Below are 26,138 nucleotides of genomic sequence, written 5' to 3'. Positions count from 1 at the left end.
CCCCTCAGCGGGCGCCGTCGACAGCGAAGCTGACCAGCGCCGCCCAATACAGCGGGGTGGCCTGCGGATCGCCGTCGCGCCACTGCCCGATTCGCTCGCGCTGCCAACGGTTCAGCTCGCGTCCGGCGTCGGGCGCCTCGTGTGCGCGGTCGACGGCGATGATCGCGTCGGCCATCGGGTCGAAGTCGCCCGCACCGGGGGCGAATTGCCGGTAGCCGGCCGCGGTCGGCAGCGACCACAGGGTTGCGGTGACCAGTTGAGCGCCGCCCAGGATCATCGCGGCCACCAGGCCCGTGGCCTCGTCGAACCGGTAGTCGGCGCCGGATGCGCAGGCCAGCATCGCGACCCTCGGCGGCATCGGCAGCCGCATTGCGATCAGATCCGCGGCGCTCAGCGGGTGCGGGTCCGCCAGGTGCAGCGCTGAGCGCGCAGCATGACCGACATCGCCGTCGGCCGCGGTTGCGTGACCGATGTACAAGAGCCGGCTCGGCGCCTCCGCCAGCAGGTCGGCGAGCCACAACCGGTCGGCGTCGGTGCGACGAAACAACTCGACCGCGGCGTTCACGGGCGGCAGGACCGGCTGCCGCGCCATGAGCTCGGCGAGGTGGCGCGCCAACGGCGTCTCCGCGGACGGTCTGCCGAGCACCGATCCGAGCGCCGAGTCGGGACGTTGCCCGGGCACCCTCGGGTCGACGACCAGCAGTCGTGGGGCGTCGCGCCGCTCGTCCCATCCGACGGACGCCCGTGGCGCGTGCACGATGTTCGGCGGCGCTGCCATCAGCACGTCGACCAGATCGATCAGGCGATCGTCGCTGTCGCCGGGCTGCGCCACCAGACTCCACGGCACCCGGGCCAATCGCGCGCTCGGCGAGACGAACAACGTGGCGCGCGGCGAGGTCGCGCATTCGGTCAGCAGTCGCCAGGCGTCGGCGGCGATGAGCTTCTCCCCCAGCGCACGCGCCACTGCCCGTTCGGTGTCAGGCTCGGCGAACGGGCCGCTGCTCACCGCACGCTCGACGGCGTCGCGCTGCGTCTCGGTTCCCTGCGTGTCGGGCAGCGCGCTCGTGAGCTGGCCGAGGGTCGACACCAGCGCCGGCTCCTCGACCACCCACGTGACGGTTCGCGACGGCTCCCCGACCACTCGCAGGCTGACGTAAGTGGCGACACCGACGTCGGCGAACCGCAGGACCAGGGTCAGGGCCACGTGGACCACGGGCTCTCGTCCGCCGTGACATCACGCCCGTAGCGCTCGAACGCCAGCGTGCGGTACCGGCTGATGATCGGCGGTGCCGTGGGATCCATTCGCAGTGGTGGCAGCGGCCCGAGGCGCGTCAGGGCGCCACCGCCTTCCAACGGCGGGCCAGCGGCCACCAGCGCGTAGTCGTCGGCTGTGTCCACCGGCACCGCAGCGGTGGCCGTCGCGCTCCAGTCCGCCGGCTGCGCGTGTGGCTCGGTACTGAAACTCCCTCGCGCACTGTGGTATTCAACGAGCTCACTGACAAGTTCGGTGTTGCCCCATTCCCACGCCACGGCGAACGCGCCGGCCAGGATGGGGGCCGACACGTAGGTGGCCCACCGCATCCGCGCGTCCGCGTCGGCGATCGTGTGCCGCACCGAGTCGACCGCGAGAGCGGCGGGCACCTTCAGTTCGGCTGCCTGTTCCAGTTTCGTGGCCGCGCGGTCGGGGTCGGCGAGTGCGTCGGCCCGCCAGATGTTGCCGAGGTGGTCGTCGAGGCGGGCGTACTGCAGCCAACTGTGCCGTGGCCATGAGTCCAGGAGTTCACGCGCCTGCGCGACCCGCTCGACGGCGGCCGCGAAGTCACCCCGAAAGATGTCCACCCAGCTGCGCTGCAACAGAATCCGGTGGATGTGCAGGGGCTTGGAGATCTCACGCCAATGCCGCTCGGCATGGCTGAGTCGCTCGTCGGCATCGTCGAGCGCGCCGACGGAGATCGCGATCAGGCCGAAATACAGCCAGCACCGCGACACGTCGTGAGCGCGGGCGTGTTCGGCGATCGCCGGGTAGGCCTCGTGGACGAGGGTCTGCGCCTGGGGCCGATCACCGGCGGTCCACGCCGCGGTGGCGCGTTCGAGTTGGGTTCTCGACGTCGCCAGGTCCCAGCCGCGGACTTGCGCGCGCGCTCCCGCACGCCGCAGCCATGGCTCGGCCTCTGACAGCCTGCCGGTCTCGACGCAGAACCGGCCGTAGCAGGTGGCGCCGGTGACCAGCAGATAGTCGTCGGACTCGCTGTCGCTGCGCACCCGCTGAATCGCATCGATCACTCGCTCCCACAACGGAACCGAGCGCACGTGCAGGTCGTCGTCGCACAGCGCGATCGCGCAGAGGATCTGGGCATGGACAATGAGGTACCGGTGCTCTTCGGAAAGGTCCGGGAACGCGGCGGTGTCGTCGGTCAGGCGCAGCAGTGCCGCCTCGGCGGCCTCGTGATCACCGTGCGCCGCGGCAAGACCGGTCTCGAGGAACTGGGCGCGACGGGTATACCGGCACACCATGTGACGGACCTCGGCGTCCGACATCGTGACCTGCTCGGCCGCTTCGGGCATCAGGCCGGCGAGTATCGCCGAGTAGATGGCCAGGCAGTCGCGGATTCGGCGCATGCACTCCTCGACGCCGTCGTACGCGGTGCGCACGAGGTAGATCTCGCCGAGTTGCGCGTACACCTCCATCAGCAGGTCGTCGCGGTCCTCCTGCTCGATGCGCGGGACCAGTGACAGCAGCAGATCCTTGGCCGCGTCCTCGTCGGCCCTGAAGGCCAGGTGACGGGCGCGCTCCAGGTCGCCGGAGATCGTCACGGCGCAATCATAGGAAGTGGCGGACGCGCCTGGCACGTCCGCCACTTCGGTTGTTGGCCGGTCAGTTGCACGTCACCGTGATGCTGAATGGCTTGTTGATCATCCCCGCCATCGGGTTCTTGATGTCGGCGCCGGAGGCCTCGCCGGTGATTGTGTAGGTGCTGCCGTCAACCTTGACCTCGGCGGAGCCGACCTTCGCGCCCATGGTGTTGGTGACGGCGAGTGCGTTGCCGTCGACGGTCAGGCCGAGCGACTCGACCGCCGGAGGGTTCGCGTCGCTCATGACGACGGCGAGGCCCGCCTGCCCGTTGATCGCCGCGCTCGCGACGTTGATCTTTCCGCCCTGCTTGACGCAGGTCACCGAATTCAGATCCAGTCCGGGCAGATCCGAGCCGCCGACCTTGACCTCGGTCGAGCCGCTCGTGCTGACCTGCGACTGCCCAGCGGCCGGGCTCGGCGCCGGCTCGCCCTTGTCATCGGAACAGCCGACCAGCACTGCGACGCCGACCGTCAGCCCGACCACACCCGCGACAACTCGATTCATGTGTTTCCCTTTCGTTCGAACGCCGCCCCGCTGGCGTCGTTGTGAGCAGTCAAGCCATGCCGCAGCGCTACCGATCCCAAACTTTGTCGGGCCGCGCAGGTACGGTTCGCAGGCGATGCGCTCTTTCACCATTGCCGAGCGGCGGGCCCGCCTGGCGCGGCGCCACTTCCTTGCTGACTTCGCTGAGCCGGCCCCGTCCATCGCCGACATCGCCGGCAGCCTCGTCGGACTGCACGCCACCGACCCGGCGACGCCCTATCTGTCGCTATGGGCGCGGCGGCCCGGCTTCACGGTCGCCGACCTCGATGCGGCCTTGTATGAGCAGCGTGTGCTGGTCAAACACCTGGCGATGCGGCGCACTCTGTGGATGGTGCGCGTCGGCGACCTGCCGCTGATTCAGTCCGCTGCGAGCGACCGGGTGGCAGACAACGAGCGCCGAAGGCTCATCGCCGATGCGCTCAAAGCGGGAGTGTGCAGCGACGGGGACGGGTGGCTGGATACCGCCTGCGCCGCGGTGCTGCGGCACCTCTCAGAGAACGGGCCCACCAACGCACGGGACCTTCGGGCCGCGCTGCCCCAGTTGTCAGGCACCTACGATCCTGCGCCCGGAAAGCGGTGGGGCGGACAAACCCCCTTGGGGCCAAGGATTTTGACTGTCCTGTCGGCACGGGGCGACATCATGCGGGGACCGAACGAGGGCAGGTGGACGACGTCGCGACCCCGCTGGGTCTCCGCGTCGCACTGGGTGCCCGCTGCCGACGCTGTCGATCCCGAGACGGCCCGCGCCGACATGGTGCGCAGGTGGTTGCGGGCGTTCGGTCCCGCCACGCTCACCGACGTCAAGTGGTGGTTCGGCAACACCCTGACGTGGGCGCGCCACGCGCTGCGCGATGTCGACGCCGTCGAGGTCGATCTCGACGGCGCCCCGGGCTATGTGCTGCCCGACGAACTGGACGCCGAACCGGATCCCGGACCGTGGTGCGCGCTACTGCCCGGTCTCGACGTGACGACGATGGGCTGGTTCGACCGCGACTGGTATCTCGGCGGCCATCGCGCCCAGGTGTTCGACACCAACGGCAACGGCGGGCCCACGGCATGGTGTGACGGCAGGATCGTCGGGGGGTGGGGTCAGGACGACGACGGCCGCGTCGAGGTTCGCCTGCTCGAGAGCGTCGGCCGCTCGGCGCAGCAAGCCCTGCAGCGTCGCGCCGACGAGTTGACCGACTGGCTGAACGGTGTGCGGGTCAGCCCGCGGTTCCCGTCGCCGCTGTCAAAAGGCAGCGGCTGAGTCGAGCCGGGCGCACGATTGGCAGATGACGGATGTTCACCTTCGCCAGGCCACCGTAGGTGACGCGGCCACTTGCGCACGCATCATGTTCGACGCGTTCGAGTGCCTCGCCAGCCGTCATGCGTTCCCTGTCGAACCGGGCACGCCGGAGTCAACCGACTTCCAGATGAAATCGATGTTGGGCACCCCAGGAATCTTCGGCCTGGTCGCCGAGCAGGACGACGGGATCGTCGGCAGTGCGCTGCAGGATGAGCGCGGCACGATCGTCGGCGTCGGCCCCGTCAGCGTCGACCCGGCTGTTCCGGACGCCGGGGCCGGCCGTGCCCTGATGGAGGGCCTTCTGCGGCGGTCGCACAAGCGTCGGGTGGCCGGCGTCCGGCTGGTCCAGACGGCCTACAACTACCGGTCATTGTCGCTGTACGCCAAGCTCGGCTTCGCGGTGCGCGAGCCGCTGTCGGTATTTGCGGGTTCGACACCGGCCGCGTCGGTGGCGGCCACAACGGTGCGGGCCGCGACGCCCGACGATGTCGACGCCTGCGACGGGATCTGCCGGCTGGTCCACGGTCACGACCGGCACGGCGAACTGCTGTACTGGATCCACGCCGGCACCGCGCGGGTGGTAGAACGCGACAACGAAATCGTCGGGTATGCAACCGGATTCGGCTATACCGGACACGCCGTCGGCACCACCAACGACGCCCTCATCGCTCTGCTCAACTCCGCCGACGCCTTCATGGGCCTCGGCTTCCTCGTACCGTCGCGCAATACCGCCCTCATGACGTGGTGCTTCGAGGCAGGGCTCACTATCGTTCAGCAGTCGACGCTGATGACGCTCGGCCTGTACAACGAGCCGCAGGGCGCCTGGTTGCCGTCGATCGGCTATTAGGCGCTAACCTTGCGCCCGTTGCGTTTACGTCCGTTGCGCGTGGGCCGCGCCACACCCAGTGACTGCGCGAGGAAGTGCCCGGTGTAGCTCTCGACGTTCGTCGCGACCTCTTCCGGCGTCCCCGTCGCGACCACGGTGCCACCGCCGGCCCCACCCTCGGGACCCATGTCGACGATCCAGTCCGACGTCTTGATCACATCGAGGTTGTGTTCGATGACGATCACCGTATTGCCTTTGTCCACAAGGCCGTTGATCACCTTGAGCAGCTTGCGGATGTCCTCGAAGTGCAGGCCGGTGGTGGGTTCGTCGAGAATGTAGATGGTGCGACCCGTCGACCGCTTCTGCAGTTCCGACGCCAGCTTCACGCGCTGCGCCTCGCCGCCCGACAGCGTCGGCGCGGGCTGCCCGAGCCGGACGTAACCGAGTCCGACGTCGACGAGGGTCTGCAGGTAGCGGTAGATCGAGGTGATCGGCGCGAAGAACTCCGCGGCCTCCTCGATCGACATGTCCAGCACCTCGGCGATGGTCTTGCCCTTGTAGTGCACCTCGAGCGTTTCGCGGTTGTACCGGGCGCCTTGGCAGACCTCGCACGGCACGTACACGTCGGGCAGGAAGTTCATCTCGATCTTGATCGTGCCGTCGCCCGAGCACGCCTCGCAGCGGCCGCCCTTGACGTTGAACGAGAATCGGCCCGGCTGGTAGCCGCGCACCTTCGCCTCGGTGGTGGCCGCGAACAGCGTGCGGATCTTGTCGAACACCCCGGTGTAGGTCGCCGGGTTCGAGCGCGGTGTCCTGCCGATCGGCGACTGGTCGACCCGAACCAGCTTGTCGAGCTTGTCCAGGCCCGTCACCCGGGTGTGCCGCCCTGGCACCTGGCGAGCCCCGTTGAGCTTGTTGGCCAACACGGACGCCAGGATGTCGTTCACCAGCGTCGACTTCCCGGATCCGGATACCCCGGTGACCGACGTCAGCACCCCGAGCGGGAATGACACGTCGATCTCGTGCAGGTTGTGCTCGCGCGCGCCGACCACGGTGAGCTGGCGCTTCTTGTCGACGGGCCGGCGGATCGCCGGGACCTCGATCTCCTCCTTGCCCGAAAGATAGGCGCCGGTCAACGATTCCGGGTTTTTCAGCAGTTCGTCGTACGGTCCGCTGTGCACGATCTGGCCGCCGTGCTCGCCCGCCGCCGGGCCGATGTCGACCACCCAGTCGGCGTGCGCGATGGTGTCGAGGTCGTGTTCGACGACGATCAGCGTGTTGCCCAGGTCCCGCAGCCGGACCAGCGTGTCGATCAGTCGGCGGTTGTCGCGTTGGTGCAGTCCGATCGACGGCTCGTCAAGCACGTAGAGCACGCCGACGAGGCCCGACCCGATTTGCGTCGCCAGTCGAATACGTTGTGCCTCACCGCCGGACAGCGTCGCCGCCGCGCGCGACAGCGACAGGTAGTCGAGACCGACGTCGAGCAGGAAGCCCAGCCGTGACTGGATCTCCTTGAGCACCTGCCCCGCGATGGCCTGCTCGCGGGTACCCAACGTCAGGGCGTTCAGGAACTCCGAGCAGTCGGCGATCGACAACTCGGAGACGTCCGCGATGGACTTCGGACCGAACTTGCCTGCCGTCAGCGAGACCGCGAGGATCTCCGGCTTGAGCCGCGTGCCCTCGCATTCGGGGCACGGCACGTCGCGCATGAAGCCCTCGTAGCGCTCCTTCATCTGCTCCGAGTCGGTCTGATCCATACGGCGCTGCAGGAACGCCATCACGCCTTCGAAATCGGCGTAGTACGAACGAGTTCGGCCGTAGCGGTTCTTGTACCGCACGTGCACCTGCTCGTCGCAGCCCTCGAGGATCGCCCTGCGCGCCTTCGCGGGCAGCTTCCGCCATGGGGTGTCGACGTCGAAACCGAGCGCATCGCCCAGCCCCGACAGCATCCGGGTGAAGTACTCGGCCGTCTGTCCCATCGACCACGGCGCGATCGCGCCCTCGGCAAGCGTCAGATCGGGATCCGGGACGACGAGTTCGGGGTCGACCTCCTTGCGGATGCCCAACCCGGTGCACTCCGGGCAGGCGCCGTAGGGCGAGTTGAACGAGAACGAGCGCGGTTCGAGGTCGTCGACCGCCAGGGGATGGCCGTTGGGGCAGGCCAGCTTCTCGGAGAACCGCTGTTCGCGGTGCGGATGGTCGTCTTCGCGGTCGACGAATTCCAGCACGACGATGCCGTCGGCGAGATTCAACGCGGTCTCGACCGAGTCGGTCAGCCGCTGCTTGGCGCTGGCCTTGACGGTGAGCCGGTCGACGACCACCTCGATGTCGTGCTTCTCCTGCTTCTTCAGAACCGGCGGTTCGGTCAGCGGATAGACCACGCCGTCGACCCGCACGCGGCTGTAGCCCTGCGTGTTGAGCTTGTCGAACAGGTCCACGAATTCGCCCTTGCGGGTTCGCACGACCGGTGCGAGCACCTGGAAACGCAGCCCCTCGTCCATGGCGAGCACCTGGTCGACGATCTGCTGCGGGGTCTGGCGAGCGATGCGCTCACCGCACACCGGGCAGTGCGGGGTGCCCGCGCGGGCGTACAGCAGACGCAGGTAGTCGTAGACCTCGGTGATGGTGCCCACCGTCGACCGCGGGTTGCGGTTGGTCGACTTCTGGTCGATGGAGACCGCCGGCGAGAGGCCTTCGATGAAGTCGACGTCGGGTTTGTCCATCTGCCCCAGGAACTGGCGGGCGTAGGCCGACAGCGACTCGACGTAGCGACGTTGCCCCTCGGCGAAGATCGTGTCGAACGCCAGCGACGACTTACCCGAACCGGACAAGCCGGTGAAGACGATCAGCGCATCGCGGGGCAGGTCAAGATCAACTCCACGCAGGTTGTGCTCGCGCGCACCTTTGACGATCAGGCGGTCAGCCACCCGGTAATTCCCTCCGAAGACATAGTTGAGGCCCATGCTATGTCGACCCACCGACAAGCCTCAGCCAAGCCCGATACGGTGAGGACCATGACCGTCGTCGACGACAACTACACCGGCCACGTCGAACCCGGAAACGCAGCTCGGCGAACCCTTCCCGGCGCGTCGATCGTCAAGGCTTCAGTGGGCCCGATGGACAACAACGCCTACCTGGTCACGTGTTCCCAGACCGGCCAGACGCTACTCATCGACGCCGCCAACGACGCCGAGATCCTCCTCGAGCTGATCGACAAGTACGCGCCCACGCTGTCGTTGATCGTCACCAGTCACCAGCACCCCGACCACTGGCTGGCGTTGGAGCAGGTGGCCAAGGCCACCGGCGTCCCGACCGCCGCACATCAGTTGGATAGCGATCCGTTGCCGGTGAAACCGGACCGCACGCTCGCCCACGGCGACACCGTCGAGATCGGCGAGCTGTCGTTGGACGTCATCCACCTGCGGGGCCACACCCCCGGGTCGGTGGCGCTGGCGCTCGACGGCGCGGACGACACGACCCACCTGTTCACCGGCGACTGCCTGTTTCCCGGCGGCGTCGGCAAGACGTGGGAAGAGGGCGACTTCGACAAGCTGCTCGACGACGTGACCAGCCGGGTGTTCGACGTCTACGGGGACGCGACGGCGGTGTACCCGGGCCACGGCGACGACACGACGCTGGGCGCCGAACGTCCGCATCTGAGCGAGTGGAGAGAACGCGGTTGGTAGACGACACCGGCACCCCGGTCGCCGTTGTCACGGGCGCCAGCCGCGGCGCGGGGCTCGGGATCGCGCACGCCCTCGGCAGCCACGGGTGCACGGTGTACGTCACCGGCCGCACGCAGAGCGCCGGTGAGTCGCCGCTGGGCGGCACCATCCACGAGACCGCGGAGCTGGTGACATCGGCCGGTGGCACCGGCATCGCCGTGCGCGTCGACCACTCTGACGACGCCCAGACCAAAGCGCTGTTCGAACGGGTAGGGCGCGAACAGGGCCGGCTCGACATCCTGGTGAACAACGCCGCGATCATCCGCGACGAGGTGATGGCTCGAAGGCCGTTCTGGGAGAAGCCGGTCAACGTCATCGACACGCTCGACGTCGGTCTGCGCAGCGGATACGTCGCGACGGTGCACGCCGCTCCGCTGATGGTTCCGCAACGCCGCGGACTCGTCGTCTTCACCTCGGCACCCGGCGCAGCGCATTACGTCTTCGGCCCGGCGTACGGCGTGCACAAGGCCGGTATGGACAAGATGGCCGCGGACATGGCCGTCGACTTCAGGGACCACGGCATCGCGGCGCTGTCAATCTGGATGGGCGTGCTTCTGACCGAGCGATTCAAGAATCTCGTCGCCGCCGCCCCGGAGAAGTTCGACCACCTGCTGGCGAACTCCGAGACCCCGGAGTTGACCGGACACCTCATCTGGGCGCTGTTCAACGACCCCGGGTTGATGGACAAGAGCGGACAGACGCTGATCGGGGCGGAATTGGCGGTCGAGTACGGCATCAAGGACGACGGGGACCGTCAGCCGCCGTCCTACCGCGACTTGCACGGCGTCCACCCGATCAGGCAGTTCACCCGAGTACTTCGCTAGGTTCTCCAGTGACATATGCAGTGGGCACGGGCAACGCCATGACTTCACTGTCCTAATCTGATCGCGGGAAGTCGTTGAGGAGACAGGGATGAATGAGGACCAGTTAAAGAAGGCCAAGAGCGGCGCAGGCTTCATCGCGGCGCTCGATCAGAGCGGTGGAAGCACCCCTAAGGCGCTCAAGCTGTACGGCATCGAAGAGGACGCGTACTCCGGCGACGACAAGATGTTCGATCTCGTGCACGAGATGCGCACCCGCATCGTGACGAGCCCCGCCTTCGACGGCGACCGCATCCTCGGCGCGATCCTTTTCGAGATGACCATGGACCGTGAGTTCGACGGCCGTCCAGCCGCCGAGTACCTGTGGAACGTCAAGAACGTCGTGCCCTTCCTGAAGATCGACAAGGGCCTCGCCGAGGAGAAGGACGGCGCGCAGGTGATGAAGCCGATGCCCGGCCTCGATGACCTGTTGGACCGTGCGGTCGCCAAGGGCATCTTCGGCACCAAGGAGCGGTCGGTCATCAAGTTGCCCGGCGCCGGCCTGGACGCAGTGGTGGCGCAGCAGTTCGAGATCGCGCAGCAGGTGCTCGCCAAAGGCCTCGTGCCGATCATCGAGCCCGAGGTCGACATCAAGAGCCCCAAGAAGGCCGAGGCCGAAGACCAGCTGAACGACGCACTGCTCGAGGGCGTCAACAACCTTCCGGACGACCAGGTCGTCATGCTCAAGCTGACGCTGCCCGACACCGACAACCTCTACAAGCAGCTCGTCGATCACCCGAAGGTGCTGCGTGTGGTCGCGCTTTCCGGCGGCTACAGCCGCGACGACGCCAACGAGAAGCTTTCGCGCAACAACGGCGTGATCGCGAGCTTCTCCCGTGCGCTGACGGAGGGTCTCACCGCGCAGCAGAGCGACGAGGAGTTCAACGCGACCCTCGATGCGGCGATCGCCGGCATCGCCAAGGCGTCGGCTACCTGATCTCCTTCCGGGGCGTCGCGGCGGCAGCCGCTGCTGGCACGCTGCCCGCGCTGGCCTTTCCCGCGCCATCGTGGTGGTGGCTGGCGTGGGCCGGGCTCGTCCCGCTGTTGTTCGTGGTCCGCGCCGCGCCGACCGGTGCGCAGGGTGCGGTCCGGGCGTGGGCCGGGATGGCCGGTTTCGTCCTGGTCACCCAATACTGGCTGTGGCCGAGCGCGGGTCCGCTGCTGGTCGTGTTCGCGTTCGCGGTCGGGGTGCTCTGGCTGCCGTGGGGTTGGGCGGCGCAGCGGTTGCTTGCCGGGAACCTCACGCCGGCCCGGGTATCGGTCGCGGTGCTGGTCCTTCCGTCGGCCTGGGTGATCGCCGAAACCGTGCGGTCGTGGCACCGCCTCGGCGGGCCGTGGGCGCTGCTCGGTGCGTCGCAGTGGAACCAGTCGGCGACGCTGTCGCCGGCGTCGATCGGCGGGGTGTGGTTGGTCAGTTTCCTGGTCGTCGCAGTCAACACCGCCGTCGTCGGCGCCCTTCTGCTGCGCTCGGCGCTGGCGATCGCGCTACCCGTCGTGCTGGCCGCGATCGGTCCGCTCTGGTACTGGATCGGGCCAGCGCCGTCGGCCGGCCCGACCGTGCGGGTCGCGCTGGTGCAACCGGGTGACATCGTCGACGCGACCGCTCGTCAAGCCGCCGGCGAGGCGCTCACTGCCGGGTTGACCGGCAACCGGGTCGACCTGGTGGTTTGGGGCGAGAGCAGCGTGGGCGTCGACCTGGCCACCCGGCCGGACGTGATGACCGACCTGGTGGCCCTGCGACGACGGGTCGGCGCCGACTTACTGGTCAACGTCGACGCGCGGGCCGCTGACGGCGGTATCTACAAGTCGTCGGTGCTCATCGGTGAGAACGGTGCGCGCGGCGCGTATGCGAAGAGCCGGTTGGTGCCGTTCGGCGAATATGTGCCGTTGCGGAGGCTGCTCGGCTGGGTCACCCGGCACACTCCGGCCGCCGGCGAGGACCGCCGTCGTGGTGACGGACCGGTCGTGCTGGACACCGACGCGGGGGCCGTGGGACCCCTGATCAGCTTCGAGGCGACGTTCTCGGACCTCCCTCGCCGCGTCGTGGACCGCGGCGCCGCCCTGCTGGCCTACCAGAGTGCGACGTCGTCGTACCAGGGCAGTTGGGCGCAGCCGCAATTGGCCGGCATGACAGCGGTGCACGCGGTCGAAGTCGGCCGCCCGGTGGTACATGCCGGGATATCCGGCGTCAGTTCGGCTTTCGACGCGCGCGGACGCGAACTCGGGTGGCTGCCCGCCGCGCAGCGCGGCGTGATGATCGTCGACATCCCGTTGGGGTCGCAAGCAACCGTCTATCAGCGCCTCGGCGACTGGGTGGTCCTGGCGGCGGTGCTGAGCTTTACGGCGTGGTGTGCACGATCAGCACATCGGACTTGGACCGCCGCGCCACATTCGCCGGCACCGAACCGAGCAGGCGCCCTGCGATGGTGGACAGCCCGACGTTTCCGACCACCAGAAGGTCGGCCTTGACTTCCTCGGCCAGTTCCACAAGCGCGTCGACCGGCGCCCCGACGATCGCCTTCTCCTCCACGTTCTTGGCACCCGCCTGGTGCGCGCGATCCCTGGCCTCGCGAAGGATCGCGTAAATGGGGGCGTTGCCGGCCATCTTGTAGCCCTCGTCCTTGAGCACGTCAGCGGCTCGCTGGTCTTCGGACTGGGGGAAGTAGGCCGTCGCAACGATCAGCGTGGCGTCCTCTCCGGCGATATGACCAGCCTTTTCCACCGCGCGCAGCGATGAATCCGATCCGTCCGTGCCAACCAAGACGGTCTTGTAGGCACTCATTCATATCCTCCCAGAGTCTTTTTCAACACCACCCGAGACAGTAACCCGTCAGACCCCATTTGCCTGCTATTTCGTGGACTTCTACAGGCAACGTCACCTGGACCCGCAGTACGTGACCTCGCCTACACCGGGCGGCGCACGACGAATTCCGGATTGTGGCGGCGCGGCGATCCGGCGACAAAATCGTTGGCGCAGAAGGTATGCCGCGTCACCGTTCAGCGGGCCCGCGGTGAAATTCAAAGGACGTCAATTAAACGCCCGATGCGTGAGCGCGGCTGAGGCGGGTACTCGCTCGTCATGGCCGCGAAAAGCAGCGCCGCGGAGCACGTCCCCGACACAGCAGATCTCGCCGCGTTGGCGGACGCCGCGCAGTCCTGCAAGGGCTGCGACCTGTACCTCAACGCGACCCAGACCGTGTTCGGCGAGGGCACACCGAAGGCCGACATCATGCTCGTGGGTGAGCAACCCGGCGATCAGGAGGACAAGGCCGGAAAGCCATTCGTAGGCCCTGCGGGCAAGCTGCTCGACAAGGCACTCGCCGCCGCGGAAATCGACCGCAGCCGCGCCTACGTCACCAACGCGGTGAAGCACTTCAAGTTCACCCTGCCCGAGCGCGGAACGCGCCGCATCCACAAGACGCCCGGCCGTACCGAGGTCGTGGCCTGCAGGCCGTGGCTGTTGTCCGAATTGGACTCCGTGCGACCGGATGTCGTGGTGTTGATGGGCGCGACCGCGGCACAGGCTCTGATGGGCGGCACATTCCGGCTCACCGCCCACCGCGGCGAGGCGCTCCGAATCCCGTCCGACTTCACCGACCTCGACGTCGATCCCGCGGTCGCGGTCACCGTCCACCCGTCGTCGGTTCTCCGCGGTCCGCCGGAGGATCGAGAGAAGGCGTTCGACGGGCTGGTCGCGGATTTACGCTTCGCCGCGGGCCTGGTGAGCCGCTAGCAGACGGCCGGCGGGACCCACATCGACACCGCGGGCGGCACCCACGCGCAGTTGCCGTACTGCGGCCCGTTCCAGTACCGCGGACCGTCCCAACGCCGGTCGTCCCACTTCGGGCCGCGCCAGTCGTCGTCCCAGTCCGGGCGGTCGATTGCCCACGCGTTACCCGCAGAACTGGCGATCGCCTCATCTGCATTGGCAACACCCGCGCCCACGCCCAGTGCCGTCACGGCTAACGCGCCGACGATCGCCGCTTCGCCGATCTTCTTCATGTTCACGATGAAAACCCCTACTAATGCAGCAATTTCAATCATCCGACCCGAGTAGATCTTATCTCCGAGCGCAAGGTTGATTCGAGGAGCGCCATCGTCGGCGTGCCGCCGTGCAGCCCGGCAAACGTCGCGCTCGATTGCGCCCAGATGCGCTGAATAGCTTTGCCTTGCAGCGTAATCGGCGTATCGCGATTTGCGAACCGACATCGCCGTCGCCCCAGTGGTCCAGTCGCGCAAAGGCACGACGCCCCAGTCGCCACGAAAAGCGAGCGAGTGGCGGGAATCGAACCCGCGTAGACGGCTTTGCAGGCCGGTGCCTAGCCATTCAGCCACACCCGCGACACGGCCGACTATGCCGCAGGGGCCGACACCGGTCCAGCCTTCGAATCGTCGTGATCGCTGGTCTCGCTACTCCATCGGTACGCCGACGGCATCGCTGCCCTGCGGCCATCCCGCCGGTGAGTCCTCCCACGGCTCCTGACGGCCGAACGGCGTCAGGTCCAGAAATGGATATCCCGGCGACGAGTGGTCGAGGCCGCGTGCATAGGTCGAATAGGTGTGGAACACCTCGTCACCGCGTCGTACGAAGACGCTGGCGCCCGGCCAGTCACCGCGCAGAACGTCGTCGGCGAATCCGGCCGCATGCAACTCCTCGAGTGTCATGTAGTTGTACTCGACCGGCGCGCGCTGAGGATCCAACGTCACGTGGTAGTCGTAGGTGAAGTCGTTGTCGCGCGACGAGTACCACGGGAACGTCCACGCCGGATGCTTGCCTTTGTAGCGCGCGATGCTGGCGTACGGCGCTCGCGAGACGGCAGCGAACGTCACACCCTTGGCGTGCAACAGCGCACGGTCCCTTTCTGTGAAGCAGAGATCGGCTGCCATCGTGCAGCTCGGGCAACCCTCGTCGGTCGAGTCGACCCACATGAAGTGGTGGATGTAGAGCTGCGGTCGACCTTCGAACATGTCGATCAACCGCAGCTCGCCGCCCGGCCCCTCGAAGACGTAGTCCTTCTCCACCTTCACCATCGGCAGCCGGCGCCGCTCGGCGTTCACGGCGTCTTTCAGATGCGTGGCTTCCCGTTCGCGGGCAAGCAGTTTCTTGCGGGCCGCCAGCCAGTCGTCGCGCGTGGCGACCGGGGGGTACGCGCCTAGAGTCGTGGTCATTGGGTGTCACTCCTCGTACTCGATCGGGATTATGGCCTCGTAGGTATGGACCACGCGGCGCGGCGAAAGTCATCGTCGTGTCGTCCCGGGATAATTTGTTGCCATGGTCGTCTGGCTGGCCGCCGACCCGCCGTTCTTCGGCGGGCCTGGGCAAGGCACCCGTCAACTCGTTGAGCTGTTCGTCGCCTTCGGGCTGACGGCACTGATCGGACTCGAGCGGGAAATCCAGGGCAAGAGCGCGGGGCTGCGCACCCAGACCATTGTCGGAACGGCGGCTGCGCTGATACTCCTGGTCAGCAAGTACGGCTTCACCGACGTACTGCAGGACGGTCTCGTCGTTGTCGACCCGTCTCGCGTCGCGGCCCAAATCGTCTCGGGCATCGGGTTTCTCGGCGCCGGAATCATTATCTTCCGCCGCGGTTCCGTGCACGGGCTGACCACAGCAGCTGCCGTATGGGAATCGGCCGCCATCGGGATGGCCGCTGGCTCTGGCCTGCTCCTGCTCGCCGTCACGGTGACCGCGATGCACTTCATCATCGTCGTCGGGTTCATGCCGCTGGCGAAGTGGTTGGCGTCACGGCTCAGTGGGTCGGTCACCATGCACGTCACCTACGAAGAAGGCCGCGGCGTGATGAGTCGGCTTCTGCAGGCGTGTGACCGACGGCAGTGGCAGCTCACCGATCTGGCCGTTGACGCGCCCGGTGAGCACGCCGGCTCCGGCGTCTCGGGTGTTCTGCTGACCCTGGCGGGTCGAGCCGTCCTCACCGCGCCAACGGTGATCGCCGGCATCGATGGCGTCACCGCCATCCGCCAGCTCGACGACGACCCCGACTAACCCGGTTCGCCCGCCGCCCGCGCGCGAAACGACGCGATGGCGCCGACCGCGGCCAGGGTGGCGAAGGTGGCGTACAGCCAGCGCGCCGGTGACGCACCGCCGGTTTCCGTGAGATTGACGACCACGCCGGCAAGACCGGCGCCGAACGCCCCGCAGATCAGTTGCACCGTGTTGATGGCTGCGGCAGCGGCCGGACCCTCCGCCGGGTCGTCGACGCGGCTCATCGCCCACGCCGAGAGGTGCGGCCATGCCAATCCGACTCCCGTCCCGGTAAGGAAGAGCCCGGCGGCCCATACGGCGACCAGACCAACTGGCGCATCGCTGAATTGCGTCGCTGCAGCCAACGCCAGGCCGGTGGCCATCACCAGCGGGGCCACCGCCACCGTGCGCGTGATCGCCCGATTCCCGCGCAGTGACGCACTGCTGATCTCGCTGGCCGTCCAACCGATGGCGAGCCCCGCACCCAGGAAGCCGGCTGCCACCGGAGTGAGGTGGGCCAGCCGCTGACCGAACAACGGCACATACATCTCGACCATCGTGGCGACCATCAGCACGCCGATGCTCAGGTAGATCCACTTCAACGGGCCGGGCCGAAACGCGGTGGGCGGCAACACCGTTGTCGGCAGTCGCCGGTCAGCGAAAAGGAACAGAGCGACAAGCACGGCGCCCAGCACGAGCAGTGCGGCGGTGAAGCGGGCATCGTGGGGTACCCCCGCCATGCTGACGGCCAGCGCCGCTGACCCCAGCAGAACCAGGGACCACCCCGGGATCGGCGTCCTGGCGACGTCGACTCCGGCATCGCCGCGTCCGGGCAGCGCGATCGGCACCATTACCACCATCACCACGGTGAGGATGACGAGCATGCCGAAAGCCCAACGCCACGAACTGTATTGGGAGAACAAGCCGCCCGCGGCCGGACCGATCAGGGTGCCGACTCCCCACATTGCGGAAACCAGCGCGGATGCCTTGGTCCACAACGTGTTCGGCAGAGCGGTGTTGATGACCGCATAACCCAGCCCCGCCAACAGTCCACCCGCCAGGCCCTGGACTGTGCGACCGATCAGCAGCGCCTCCATCGTCGGCGCGAGCGCGCATACCAGGCTTCCGAGGCCGAACACGCTGAGCCCCAACAGATAGGCGATGCGCGGGCCGAGCCGCATCAGTGTGGAGTGCACCGTCGTCGCGGCCATCACCGACGCGACCAGGTACACCGACGTCACCCACACATACAGCCGTTGGCCACCGATCTCGGCGACGGCGCTGGGCATCAGGCTGATGGTGAGGAACTCGTTGGTCGCATACAGCGCGACACCGCCCGCCAGAACGGTGCAGGCGCCGAGGTTCTTCGGGCCCAACAGTTCGCGCCAGCTGCCCGCGCGCGTCGTCACGGTGTCGGTCACGCAGTCACGGTAGGAGCTCAACCTCCGTTGAGGTCAAGCCCGCTTACTTCAGCCCGGCGGCGTCCATGCCGCGAAGTTCCTTCTTGAGATCGTGGATCTCGTCTCGGATCCGGGCCGCCAGCTCGAACTGCAGATCCCGCGCCGCAGTCATCATCTGCTCGGTCAGGTCCTTGATCAGGTCGGCCAGCTCGGCGCGCGGCATGTTGGACGTGTCGCGCCCTTCGATGATCCCCGCGCTGACCGCCCGCCCCGGTTCGCCTTGGGCGCGCCGACCGCGCGACGCGTTGCGGCCGGATCCACCCACCTCGACATCGTCGGCTTCCCGGTACACCTGGTCGAGGATGTCGGCGATCTTCTTGCGCAGCGGTTGCGGATCGAGGCCGTGGGCCTCGTTGTAGGCGATCTGCTTGGCCCGGCGCCGTTCGGTTTCGTCGATGGCTTCCTTCATCGAGTCGGTGATTGTGTCGGCGTACATGTGCACCTCACCGGACACGTTGCGGGCGGCGCGGCCGATGGTCTGGATGAGGCTGCGGGGCGACCGCAGGAAGCCTTCCTTGTCGGCGTCGAGAATGGCCACCAGCGAGACCTCGGGCAGGTCGAGGCCCTCCCTCAGCAGGTTGATGCCGACCAGGACGTCGTACTCCCCCAGCCGCAGCTGCCGCAGCAGCTCCACCCGCCGCAGCGTGTCGACCTCCGAATGCAGGTACCGCACCCGGATACCCATCTCGAGCAGATAGTCGGTCAGGTCCTCGGACATCTTCTTGGTGAGTGTCGTGACCAGCACCCGTTCGTCGCGCTCGGTGCGTTTGCGGATCTCGCCGATCAGGTCGTCGATCTGGCCCTTCGTCGGTTTCACCACGACGTGCGGGTCGAGCAGACCGGTCGGGCGGATGACCTGCTCGACGAACTCGCCGCTGGACTGGCTGAGCTCGTAGGGGCCCGGGGTCGCCGACAGGTACACCGTCTGACCGATCCGGTCGGCGAACTCTTCCCAGGTCAGTGGTCGGTTGTCGACCGCCGAGGGCAGCCTGAAGCCGAAGTCCACCAGGTTGCGCTTACGCGACATGTCGCCCTCGTACATGCCGCCGATCTGCGGCACCGTCACGTGTGACTCGTCGATGACGAGCAGGAAGTCCTCCGGGAAGTAATCGATGAGCGTCGCAGGTGCGGTTCCGGGCCCCCGGCCGTCGATGTGCCGCGAGTAGTTCTCGATGCCCGAGCAGAACCCGACCTGACGCATCATCTCGACGTCGTAGTTGGTCCGCATCCGCAGCCGTTGCGCTTCGAGCAACTTGCCCTGCCCCTCGAGCTCGGCCAGCCGCTCCTCGAGTTCCTTCTCGATGCTCGAGATCGCCTGCGCCATGCGCTCCGGACCGGCCACGTAATGGGTGGCCGGGAAGATCCGCAGCGAGTCCACCTTGCGGACCACGTCGCCGGTCAACGGGTGCAGGTAGTACAACTCCTCGATCTCGTCGCCGAAGAACTCGATACGCACCGCCAGCTCTTCATAGGAGGGAATGATCTCCACGGTGTCGCCCCGCACCCGGAACGAGCCGCGGGTGAAGGCCATGTCGTTGCGGGTGTACTGCACGTCGACCAGCAGTCGCAGCAGCGCATCGCGCGGCACCTCGTCCCCGATCTTCAACTCGACCGAGCGGTCCAGGTACGACTGCGGCGTGCCGAGGCCGTAGATGCACGACACCGACGCGACCACGACCACGTCACGGCGCGACAGCAGGCTCGAGGTCGCCGAGTGCCGCAGCCGCTCGACGTCGTCGTTGATCGAGCTGTCCTTCTCGATATAGGTGTCGGTCTGCGCGATGTACGCCTCGGGCTGGTAGTAGTCGTAGTAGGAGACGAAGTATTCAACCGAGTTGTGCGGCAACATCTCTCGCAACTCGTTGGCCATCTGAGCGGCCAGCGTCTTGTTCGGCTCCATGATCAGAGTGGGCCGCTGCACCCGCTCGATCAGCCACGCCGTGGTCGCGGACTTGCCGGTGCCGGTGGCGCCGAGCAGCACCACGTCGCGCTTTCCCGCCCGGATGCGTCGCTCGAGTTCGTCGATGGCGGCCGGCTGATCACCCGCGGGGTCGTACGGGCTGACCACCTCGAAGCGGTTCCCGGTCCGCACCATGGCGTCGACAGGGCGGTACTCCGAGTGCGCCAGTACGGGGTGTTCGGTAGCGAAAGCCATATTCACCAGGTTAAGCGCGGACACCGACAAGTTCATTCCCGTCGGAACGATGAGCGCGTTACCTTGGCGCGGTGCCCGAAGTTCTCCGGATCGCGCTGCGACTGCTCGGCCTCGTTCTGCTGGTTCTCGGCGCCGTCTGCCTGGTGCTGCTGATCAAGCCGGGTCCCCAGGCCGTCGCCGAGGCCATGGGCGCCGCATGCGCGCATAACAGCGGTCTCGGGCCCAGCGAGCAGTGCACGTGGTGGGACGCGGCGAGCCTGCTGTGGAGCGGCGTCTGGGTGTCGCTGATCGTCGGTGCGGTCCTGCGGGTCGTCACCCGCCCCAGGGGCCGGGGCCCGCTCACCATCGACCTGCGCCGTCGCCGCCAGCGGTGAACCGTGACGCGGCCTATCCTGGGGCCATTCACGCTCCCAAGCACGAAACATTCGACCTGGTCGCCCGCACCAACACCGACCCCAAAGGCATCGTGCGGGCCGTCGACGTCTACTCCGTCGAGCCGTGGGGCCTCTACATGGCTCGGCCGACGCCCGGACGCGCCCAGTTCCACTATCTAGAGTCGTGGCTGCTGCCATCACTGGGGTTGCGCGCGACGGTGTTTCATTTCAACCCGGGCCACGAACGGGACCAGGACTTCTACCTCGACGTCGGACGCTTCACGCCGGGTCCGACCGAGTGGCATGCCGAGGACCACTACCTCGACCTCGTGATCCGCACGGGCGTCGAGGTCGAGATCTGCGATGTCGACGAGTTACTCACCGCCGTCCGGCACGGTCTGCTCACCCCCGAAACCGGCGAACAAGCGGTTCAGACGGCGGTCTCGGCCATTGACGGCCTGTCGCGGCACGGATATGACCTCCAACGGTGGCTGGACACCGAAGGAATGACCCTCACCTGGCGCGCGTAACGGCCGTCCGTTCGCCATCGATCTTGATTGTGATGAGAACAATAGTGAGTTTGAGGCGCGCGCCGGTGGCGGTACTCTCTGGTTCCATGAGTCCCAGCAAGCGCGGGTGGACCGCCGTAGCGGCCACCGTGGCTGTGCTTGCGGGTTCCTCGGCGGTTCCGGCGCCGGCCGTCGCGGATCCGGCGGCCGAGCCACAGATCGAGCAGCAGCCTGCGCCTGAGTCCGACGTGCTGCACAACGTGATCTACCGCGCCCGCGCGGACGGGACGTCCAGAGGAGCGGTGGTCGCGTACAAGATCGACGACACGAACGTCAACAGCGAGCAACCCACGCTGCTGCCCGGACAAACGTTCGAGGTCAACACGGTCATCGACGATCCCAAGCTGGCGGGGATGGAAGTGACCATCCAATGGCCGTACGGGTCGAACCTGCACTGCGAGATCCTCGTCGACGACCAGATCGTCGCGCAGGCCGACCAGTTCATCGCTCCGAGATTCTTCCGCGTCAAGGACGATCCGAGGTACGGGACGCTGCAGTGCGGGGCGCCGTTGGACACAAGTGCCGGTCTGATTCCGGCCGAGGACCCGAACGTGGTGCCGCCGGCCGATCCGAATGCGCCGCCGGTGGAGCCGGCGCCTCCGCAAGCCTGAGGTCTAGGGGGCCCAGTCGGTCTCGTCGGCCCACTCCCAGGCGCGCCGGTAGTTGTCCAGGAACCAGGGCTCCTTCGCCTCCGCGTAACTGTCCGTCGACTCGTGGCCCTGCTGCGCGACCCGGCGCTTCAAAGCCAGGTAGTCGCTGTGCGCGGACGGGTTGGCGCGGAGCCAGTCGACGAACAGCAACGCGAACTGCTGGTTCGGCCGGCCCTCGACCCGAAGATGCACATTCGTCGGCCGTCCGGGATCAGCCGAGCAGTGAAGCCGCTTGTGCCACATGTGTTCACCGTTGGTGCGGTCGAACTCCGCGACGGTGCTGCGCGCGTCGGACTTACCCACGTCAGCGGTGTGCTGCCGGTGCACATAACCGGCGCCGGTCAACGCATCGCGGAGTTCGTCGGCCACCTCCAGTGAGCCGACCGTCACCTGGATGTCGATGACGTCCTTGGCGTCCATGCCCGGCACCGCAGTCGATCCGATGTGGTCGATGCGCTTGGCGCGGTGCCGGCACGCCGTGTTGAGCCGTGCGACGGCGCGCCGAGCCTGGTCGGGCCACGTCGAGTCATAAGGCACCAGAACCGGTTCCGGGCGCGCGGGCCGCCCGTCGTGCACGTTGTGCGCAAAGGGCAGGATCCGCTCGTGCCACAACTCGCGAGCCTTCTCGACGAGTTCCTCCGGGCTGCCTGCATTGTCCAGCCACACGTCGGCGACGGCGCGCCGCTGCTCCTCGGTGGCTTGCGTCGCGATCCGGGCACGGGCGTCTTCCTCGCTGAACCCGCGGTACTCGATCAGACGCTGTACCCGCAAGTCTTCCTCGGCGTGGACGATCACCACCAATGGGAACATCGGCGCCATACCGGATTCGACGAGCAGAGGGATGTCCTCGACGATCACGGCGTCGGCGGCGGCCGCGGCGATCAGTTCCTCGCGCCGCCTGCCGACCAGCGGGTGCACGATGCCGTTCAACGTCTTTCGCTTTTCCTCGTCGCTGAAAGCGATCGCGGCCAGCGCAGGCCGGTTGAGCGTCCCGTCGTCCTGCAGAATGTCCTTGCCGAACGCATCGACCAGCTTGGCCAGGCCCTCGGTCCCGGGTTCGACGACCTCGCGGGCGATCACGTCGCCGTCGACGACTATTCCCCCGAGCTCACCGAATGTGGCGGACACCGTTGATTTTCCGGCGCCGATACCGCCAGATAGACCGATTCGCAGCACCGCACCAGTGTGTCAGGAGCGCGAAAAGACGAACGCCCCGACTCCGGTGAGCCGAGGCGTTCGTTCCGGTAGGCCGGTTAGGCGTTACCGGCGAGCTTCTCCCGCAGCGCGGCCAACTGGGCGTCGCTGGCCAGCGAGCCGCCGGCCTGGGACTCCTCGGAACGCGACGAGCCGTTGGGCCTGGATCCCGCCGCCTCGACTTCGGCTTCTTCAGCGGCGGCGAACTTCTCCATCTGCGTGGTGTGCATCTTGTAGCGGCGCTCGGCCTCGGCGTAGCGGGCCTCCCACTCCTCACGCTGCTTCTCGAAACCCTCGAGCCATTCGTTGGTCTCGGAGTCGAAGCCCTCCGGGAAGATGTAGTTGCCCTGCTCGTCGTAGCTGTCGGCCATGCCGTACTTCCAGGCCTCGAACTCCTCGGTGTAGTCCTCGTTGGCCTGCTTGAGGCTCAGCGAGATACGGCGACGCTCCAGGTCGATGTCGATGACCTTGACCATCGCGTCGTCGCCGACCTGCACCACCTGGTCGGGGACCTCGACGTGGCGCTCGGACAGCTCGGAGATGTGCACCAGGCCCTCGATACCCTCCTCGACGCGGACGAACGCGCCGAACGGCACCAGCTTGGTGACCTTGCCGGGCACGATCTGGCCGATCGCATGGGTGCGGGCGAAGTGGCGCCAGGGATCTTCCTGAGTTGCCTTGAGCGACAACGACACCCGCTCGCGGTCCATGTCGACGTCGAGCACCTCGACGGTGACCTCGTCGCCGACCTGGACGACCTCGGAGGGGTGGTCGATGTGCTTCCAGGACAGCTCGGAGACGTGCACCAGGCCGTCGACACCGCCGAGATCGACGAATGCGCCGAAGTTGACGATCGAGGACACCACACCCTTGCGGATGGCGCCCTTCTGCAGCTGGTTGAGGAACTCGCTGCGCACCTCGGACTGGGTCTGCTCCAGCCAGGCGCGGCGGGAGAGCACCACGTTGTTGCGGTTCTTGTCGAGCTCGATGATCTTGGCCTCGATCTCCTTGCCGATGTACGGCTGCAGATCGCGGACCCGACGCATCTCCACCAGCGATGCGGGCAGGAAGCCGCGCAGGCCGATGTCGAGGATCAGGCCGCCCTTGACGACCTCGATGACGGTGCCCTTGACGGCCTCGTCCTTCTCCTTGAGCTCCTCGATGGTGCCCCAGGCGCGCTCGTACTGAGCGCGCTTCTTGGACAGGATCAGGCGGCCTTCCTTGTCCTCCTTGGTGAGGACCAGAGCTTCGACCTCATCGCCGACGGAGACGACCTCGTTGGGGTCGACGTCGTGCTTGATGGAGAGCTCACGGGAAGGGATGACGCCTTCGGTCTTGTAGCCGATGTCGAGCAGGACCTCGTCGCGGTCAACCTTGACGATGGTTCCCTCGACGATGTCGCCATCGTTGAAGTATTTGATGGTTTTGTCGATGGCGGCGAGAAAGTCCTCAGCCGAGCCGATGTCGTTGACGGCTACTTGCGGCGAGGTGACGGAGGGACTTGGCATGTGGTGGGTTGCTCCGGACAGGTTGGGTCGTAGGGAATTGGACATCTGGGTTTTGCTTCCGGCGCGGACGCCGACTCTCTAATGCTGTGCACCCGCGATCTTGCACAGACGGGTACCCGTCGAGGTTACTCGACGGTGCACATGCTGGACAAACCCGGTCTGCCCAACTGGGGATCATGATCGACGGGAGCGTGGGCGACGCGTGGGACGCGACGGCGTGTTTCGAGCTCGATTCACGTCATGGCGCTCCCTCCGGCGGGCGTCCCGTGCAGTTACCCTCCTGACGTGTCCTACGCCGGCGCGCCTCAGCAGCCACAGCCGCCCCACCCACCGTGGCCTATGTATCCGCCGTTGCAGCGGAAGGTACGCAAGGTGGGGGCGCCGCTGGTGGTGCTCATCCTGCTCGGCACCGTGGCGGGCTTGATCGTCATCCTGCTGACCGCGCTCAATCCGGTCGGCGCCGGCATCGGCTTCGTCCTTTCGAGCGTGACCATGGCGGTGGTGATCCTGGCCTACATATGGCTGGACCGGTGGGAGCCGGAGCCGCCCCGGCTGCTGGTCTTCGCGTTCCTGTGGGGCGCATCGGTGGCCGTCATCCTGTCGCTGGTCGTCGGCCTCTACCTCGAGTCGTTGATCACCGGCGGGGCCACCGACGAGGTGAGCTGGGTCTCGGTGGCCGTCGGCGCGCCGCTGGTCGAGGAGGCGGCCAAGGGCCTGTTCCTGGTGGTCATGATGACCGGCCGCCGCCGCAACGAGCTCAATTCGCTGACCGACTGCCTGGTGTACGCGGGCCTCGTCGGGGCTGGGTTCGCGTGGCTCGAAGACATCCTCTACATCGCCGGTGGCGAGTCGCTGGGCGACTCCCTCCTGACCGCCGCCCTGCGACTGGTCATGGCGCCGTTCGCGCATTCCCTGTTCACCACGATGTTCGGCCTCGGCGTCTACTTCGCCCTGCACCGGCGAGGCGTCGCCGCGAAGGCCATCTGCCTTCTGCTCGGCTACCTCGGCGCGGTCGTGATGCACGGGCTGTGGAACGGCTCCTCGCTGTTGGGCATCGGGTGGTATTTCGGGACCTACCTGTTCTGGATGGTGCCGATCTTCGCGATGGCGATCGTGCTCGCTGTGCAGAGCCGCCGCCGCGAACAACGCGTGGTCGCCGCCAAGCTGCCCGGGATGGTGCAGGCGGGGCTCGTGACACCCAACGAAGCCACCTGGTTGGGCTCGATCCGCACCCGAAAGCTGGCCATCGGCGAAGCCAAGAGGGTGGGCGGCAAACCCGGCGGCAAGGCGGTCAAGAGTTTCGCGGCGCAGGTGGTGGAACTGGCGTTCGTCCGTGATCGGATCGAGCGCGGGTTCGGCGACGAGCGGGTCGCCGCGCTGCAGACCGAGGAGGCTTACGCGGTGCACGCGGCGCGGGCCGCCGCTCCGATGCTGCAGCACCTGGCCGGCTACCGCGCGCCGTTCGTCGGCGGCTAAAAACAATTGCGCTGGTCGGCCATACTTCGCACATGCAGCTAGACCACGTCCTCGAGGTGCTGCCGGCATTTCTCGTGGCGTGTGTGATCTTGGCTGCGCTTCCGGGGCCGGCGACGGCGCTCTTCCTGCACCGCTCGGTGCGCGACGGCCGTGCGGCGGGCCTGGCCGCTGTCGTCGGCAACGAGATCGGGATATTCGGGTGGACCCTGGCCGGCGGCGCCGGACTGTCGGTGCTGCTCATGGCCAACCGGGCGCTGTCGTTGGCGTTGCACGTCATCGGTGCGGGGATCCTGATCTGGCTGGGCATCAGCGCATGGCGCAACGCCGACCATTCCGCTGCGACCGAGGTGCCGCTGCCTGCGCGCGGACGCACGCCCGCCGCCGCCTTTCGCGCCGCCCTCTTGTCGATTGCGGCCAATCCGAAGGCGGCCGCCTTCGGAATCGCGGTCATCCCGCAGTTCCTGCCGTCAAGCGGCCCCGTCCTGCTGACGCTGCTTGTGCTGGCGGTGATTCAGTTGGTGGTCGACACCGCGTGGTGCGCGGCCGTGGTACTGGCAGCGGACCGGGCACGAAACCTGTTGAGCCGAACCAACGTTCGCCGTCGCATCGAACGTGCCATGGGAGCGATGCTTGTGGCGCTCGGCATTGGTCTGGTCGCCGAGGCGCGCTGACC

The 26,138-nt window shown here is 67.3% G+C and carries 23 protein-coding genes, 1 tRNA gene and 1 pseudogene; 13 read left to right on the top strand and 12 right to left on the bottom strand.

Annotated features, from left to right (window positions below):
- Window positions 1-4: 4 nt before the first annotated feature.
- From N4S67_RS16170 to N4S67_RS16160, 3 genes are all read right to left on the bottom strand, one after another.
- A complete protein-coding gene (locus N4S67_RS16170; protein WP_260993963.1) occupies window positions 5-1,213 on the bottom strand; it encodes a CHAT domain-containing protein in 1,209 nt (402 codons plus the stop codon).
- Window positions 1,195-2,814: a hypothetical protein gene (locus N4S67_RS16165; protein WP_260993962.1), complete on the bottom strand. Its 1,620-nt coding sequence runs from the start codon at window positions 2,812-2,814 to the stop codon at window positions 1,195-1,197. Before N4S67_RS16165 ends, N4S67_RS16170 begins: the two co-directional genes overlap by 19 nt.
- 61 nt (window positions 2,815-2,875) lie before the next feature.
- Window positions 2,876-3,358, bottom strand: coding sequence for a lipoprotein LpqH (locus N4S67_RS16160; RefSeq protein ID WP_260993961.1), 483 nt, complete (start codon window positions 3,356-3,358; stop codon window positions 2,876-2,878).
- A 115-nt stretch (window positions 3,359-3,473) separates the two neighbouring features.
- On the opposite strand from N4S67_RS16160, the gene N4S67_RS16155 reads away from it, so the two are divergent.
- On the top strand, window positions 3,474-4,646 hold the full coding sequence (locus N4S67_RS16155; protein ID WP_260993960.1) for a winged helix DNA-binding domain-containing protein: 1,173 nt from the start codon (window positions 3,474-3,476) through the stop codon (window positions 4,644-4,646).
- Window positions 4,647-4,671: 25 nt separating this feature from the next.
- Window positions 4,672-5,532, top strand: coding sequence for a GNAT family N-acetyltransferase (locus N4S67_RS16150; RefSeq protein WP_260993959.1), 861 nt, complete (start codon window positions 4,672-4,674; stop codon window positions 5,530-5,532).
- On the opposite strand, the gene uvrA is transcribed toward N4S67_RS16150, so the two are convergent.
- On the bottom strand, window positions 5,529-8,438 hold the full coding sequence (gene uvrA / locus N4S67_RS16145; RefSeq protein ID WP_260993958.1) for an excinuclease ABC subunit UvrA: 2,910 nt from the start codon (window positions 8,436-8,438) through the stop codon (window positions 5,529-5,531). The two genes, N4S67_RS16150 and uvrA, sit on opposite strands and share 4 nt — an antisense overlap.
- Before the next feature lie 87 nt (window positions 8,439-8,525).
- Here uvrA and N4S67_RS16140 point away from each other — a divergent pair, with 87 nt between their 5' ends.
- The 4 genes and pseudogenes from N4S67_RS16140 to lnt form a co-directional block, all read left to right on the top strand.
- Entirely contained in the window at window positions 8,526-9,197 is a 672-nt protein-coding gene (locus N4S67_RS16140) for an MBL fold metallo-hydrolase (RefSeq protein WP_260993957.1), read from the top strand.
- Entirely contained in the window at window positions 9,191-10,060 is an 870-nt protein-coding gene (locus tag N4S67_RS16135; RefSeq protein ID WP_260993956.1) for an SDR family NAD(P)-dependent oxidoreductase, read from the top strand. The genes N4S67_RS16140 and N4S67_RS16135 overlap by 7 nt, the downstream gene beginning before the upstream one ends.
- Window positions 10,061-10,148: 88 nt before the next feature.
- Complete coding sequence (locus N4S67_RS16130) at window positions 10,149-11,033, top strand: fructose bisphosphate aldolase (RefSeq protein ID WP_260993955.1); 885 nt, start codon at window positions 10,149-10,151, stop codon at window positions 11,031-11,033.
- A pseudogene (lnt, locus tag N4S67_RS16125) lies at window positions 11,030-12,466 on the top strand (apolipoprotein N-acyltransferase); the annotation flags it as partial. The gene N4S67_RS16130 and the pseudogene lnt, both read left to right, overlap by 4 nt.
- Here the strand turns inward: lnt and N4S67_RS16120 are convergent.
- Complete coding sequence (locus N4S67_RS16120) at window positions 12,435-12,878, bottom strand: universal stress protein (RefSeq protein WP_260993954.1); 444 nt, start codon at window positions 12,876-12,878, stop codon at window positions 12,435-12,437. The pseudogene lnt and the gene N4S67_RS16120 sit on opposite strands and share 32 nt — an antisense overlap.
- 297 nt (window positions 12,879-13,175) lie before the next feature.
- Here N4S67_RS16120 and N4S67_RS16115 point away from each other — a divergent pair, with 297 nt between their 5' ends.
- Entirely contained in the window at window positions 13,176-13,829 is a 654-nt protein-coding gene (locus N4S67_RS16115) for a UdgX family uracil-DNA binding protein (protein ID WP_260993953.1), read from the top strand.
- Here the strand turns inward: N4S67_RS16115 and N4S67_RS16110 are convergent.
- From N4S67_RS16110 to N4S67_RS16100, 3 genes are all read right to left on the bottom strand, one after another.
- On the bottom strand, window positions 13,826-14,098 hold the full coding sequence (locus tag N4S67_RS16110; RefSeq protein ID WP_260993952.1) for a hypothetical protein: 273 nt from the start codon (window positions 14,096-14,098) through the stop codon (window positions 13,826-13,828). The genes N4S67_RS16115 and N4S67_RS16110 overlap by 4 nt on opposite strands.
- A gap of 268 nt (window positions 14,099-14,366) precedes the next feature.
- Window positions 14,367-14,437 (bottom strand) — tRNA-Cys (locus tag N4S67_RS16105).
- Window positions 14,438-14,506: 69 nt separating this feature from the next.
- Window positions 14,507-15,265 carry a DUF899 domain-containing protein gene (locus N4S67_RS16100; protein WP_260993951.1) on the bottom strand — a complete coding sequence of 253 codons (759 nt, stop codon included), beginning with the start codon at window positions 15,263-15,265 and terminating at the stop codon, window positions 14,507-14,509.
- A gap of 103 nt (window positions 15,266-15,368) precedes the next feature.
- Here N4S67_RS16100 and N4S67_RS16095 point away from each other — a divergent pair, with 103 nt between their 5' ends.
- Window positions 15,369-16,100, top strand: a complete 732-nt coding sequence (locus N4S67_RS16095; protein WP_260993950.1) for an MgtC/SapB family protein — start codon at window positions 15,369-15,371, stop codon at window positions 16,098-16,100.
- Here the strand turns inward: N4S67_RS16095 and N4S67_RS16090 are convergent.
- The gene (locus N4S67_RS16090) at window positions 16,097-17,500 is read right to left on the bottom strand and encodes an MFS transporter (protein ID WP_260993949.1); all 1,404 of its coding nucleotides are present in this window, start codon (window positions 17,498-17,500) and stop codon (window positions 16,097-16,099) included. The two genes, N4S67_RS16095 and N4S67_RS16090, sit on opposite strands and share 4 nt — an antisense overlap.
- 43 nt (window positions 17,501-17,543) lie before the next feature.
- Entirely contained in the window at window positions 17,544-19,694 is a 2,151-nt protein-coding gene (gene uvrB, locus N4S67_RS16085) for an excinuclease ABC subunit UvrB (RefSeq protein ID WP_260993948.1), read from the bottom strand.
- Window positions 19,695-19,765: 71 nt separating this feature from the next.
- Here uvrB and N4S67_RS16080 point away from each other — a divergent pair, with 71 nt between their 5' ends.
- From N4S67_RS16080 to N4S67_RS16070, 3 genes are all read left to right on the top strand, one after another.
- Window positions 19,766-20,068, top strand: a complete 303-nt coding sequence (locus N4S67_RS16080; protein WP_260993947.1) for a hypothetical protein — start codon at window positions 19,766-19,768, stop codon at window positions 20,066-20,068.
- Window positions 20,069-20,094: 26 nt separating this feature from the next.
- Window positions 20,095-20,598 carry a DUF402 domain-containing protein gene (locus N4S67_RS16075; protein WP_260994066.1) on the top strand — a complete coding sequence of 168 codons (504 nt, stop codon included), beginning with the start codon at window positions 20,095-20,097 and terminating at the stop codon, window positions 20,596-20,598.
- Between the two features lie 86 nt (window positions 20,599-20,684).
- On the top strand, window positions 20,685-21,248 hold the full coding sequence (locus N4S67_RS16070) for a hypothetical protein (RefSeq protein WP_260993946.1): 564 nt from the start codon (window positions 20,685-20,687) through the stop codon (window positions 21,246-21,248).
- Window positions 21,249-21,251: 3 nt separating this feature from the next.
- On the opposite strand, the gene coaE is transcribed toward N4S67_RS16070, so the two are convergent.
- Complete coding sequence (gene coaE, locus N4S67_RS16065; protein WP_260993945.1) at window positions 21,252-22,463, bottom strand: dephospho-CoA kinase; 1,212 nt, start codon at window positions 22,461-22,463, stop codon at window positions 21,252-21,254.
- A 77-nt stretch (window positions 22,464-22,540) separates the two neighbouring features.
- On the bottom strand, window positions 22,541-23,989 hold the full coding sequence (rpsA, locus tag N4S67_RS16060) for a 30S ribosomal protein S1 (protein WP_260993944.1): 1,449 nt from the start codon (window positions 23,987-23,989) through the stop codon (window positions 22,541-22,543).
- A 285-nt stretch (window positions 23,990-24,274) separates the two neighbouring features.
- On the opposite strand from rpsA, the gene N4S67_RS16055 reads away from it, so the two are divergent.
- The gene (locus N4S67_RS16055; RefSeq protein WP_390893376.1) at window positions 24,275-25,465 is read left to right on the top strand and encodes a PrsW family intramembrane metalloprotease; all 1,191 of its coding nucleotides are present in this window, start codon (window positions 24,275-24,277) and stop codon (window positions 25,463-25,465) included.
- Window positions 25,466-25,497: 32 nt separating this feature from the next.
- The gene (locus N4S67_RS16050; RefSeq protein ID WP_260993943.1) at window positions 25,498-26,136 is read left to right on the top strand and encodes a LysE family translocator; all 639 of its coding nucleotides are present in this window, start codon (window positions 25,498-25,500) and stop codon (window positions 26,134-26,136) included.
- Window positions 26,137-26,138: the final 2 nt, after the last annotated feature.

Source organism: Mycobacterium deserti, from assembly GCF_025345615.1.
Taxonomy (GTDB): domain Bacteria; phylum Actinomycetota; class Actinomycetes; order Mycobacteriales; family Mycobacteriaceae; genus Mycobacterium; species Mycobacterium deserti.
The sequence above is the reverse complement of the archived record's forward strand: the minus strand, read 5'-3'. Positions and strand labels throughout refer to the sequence as shown.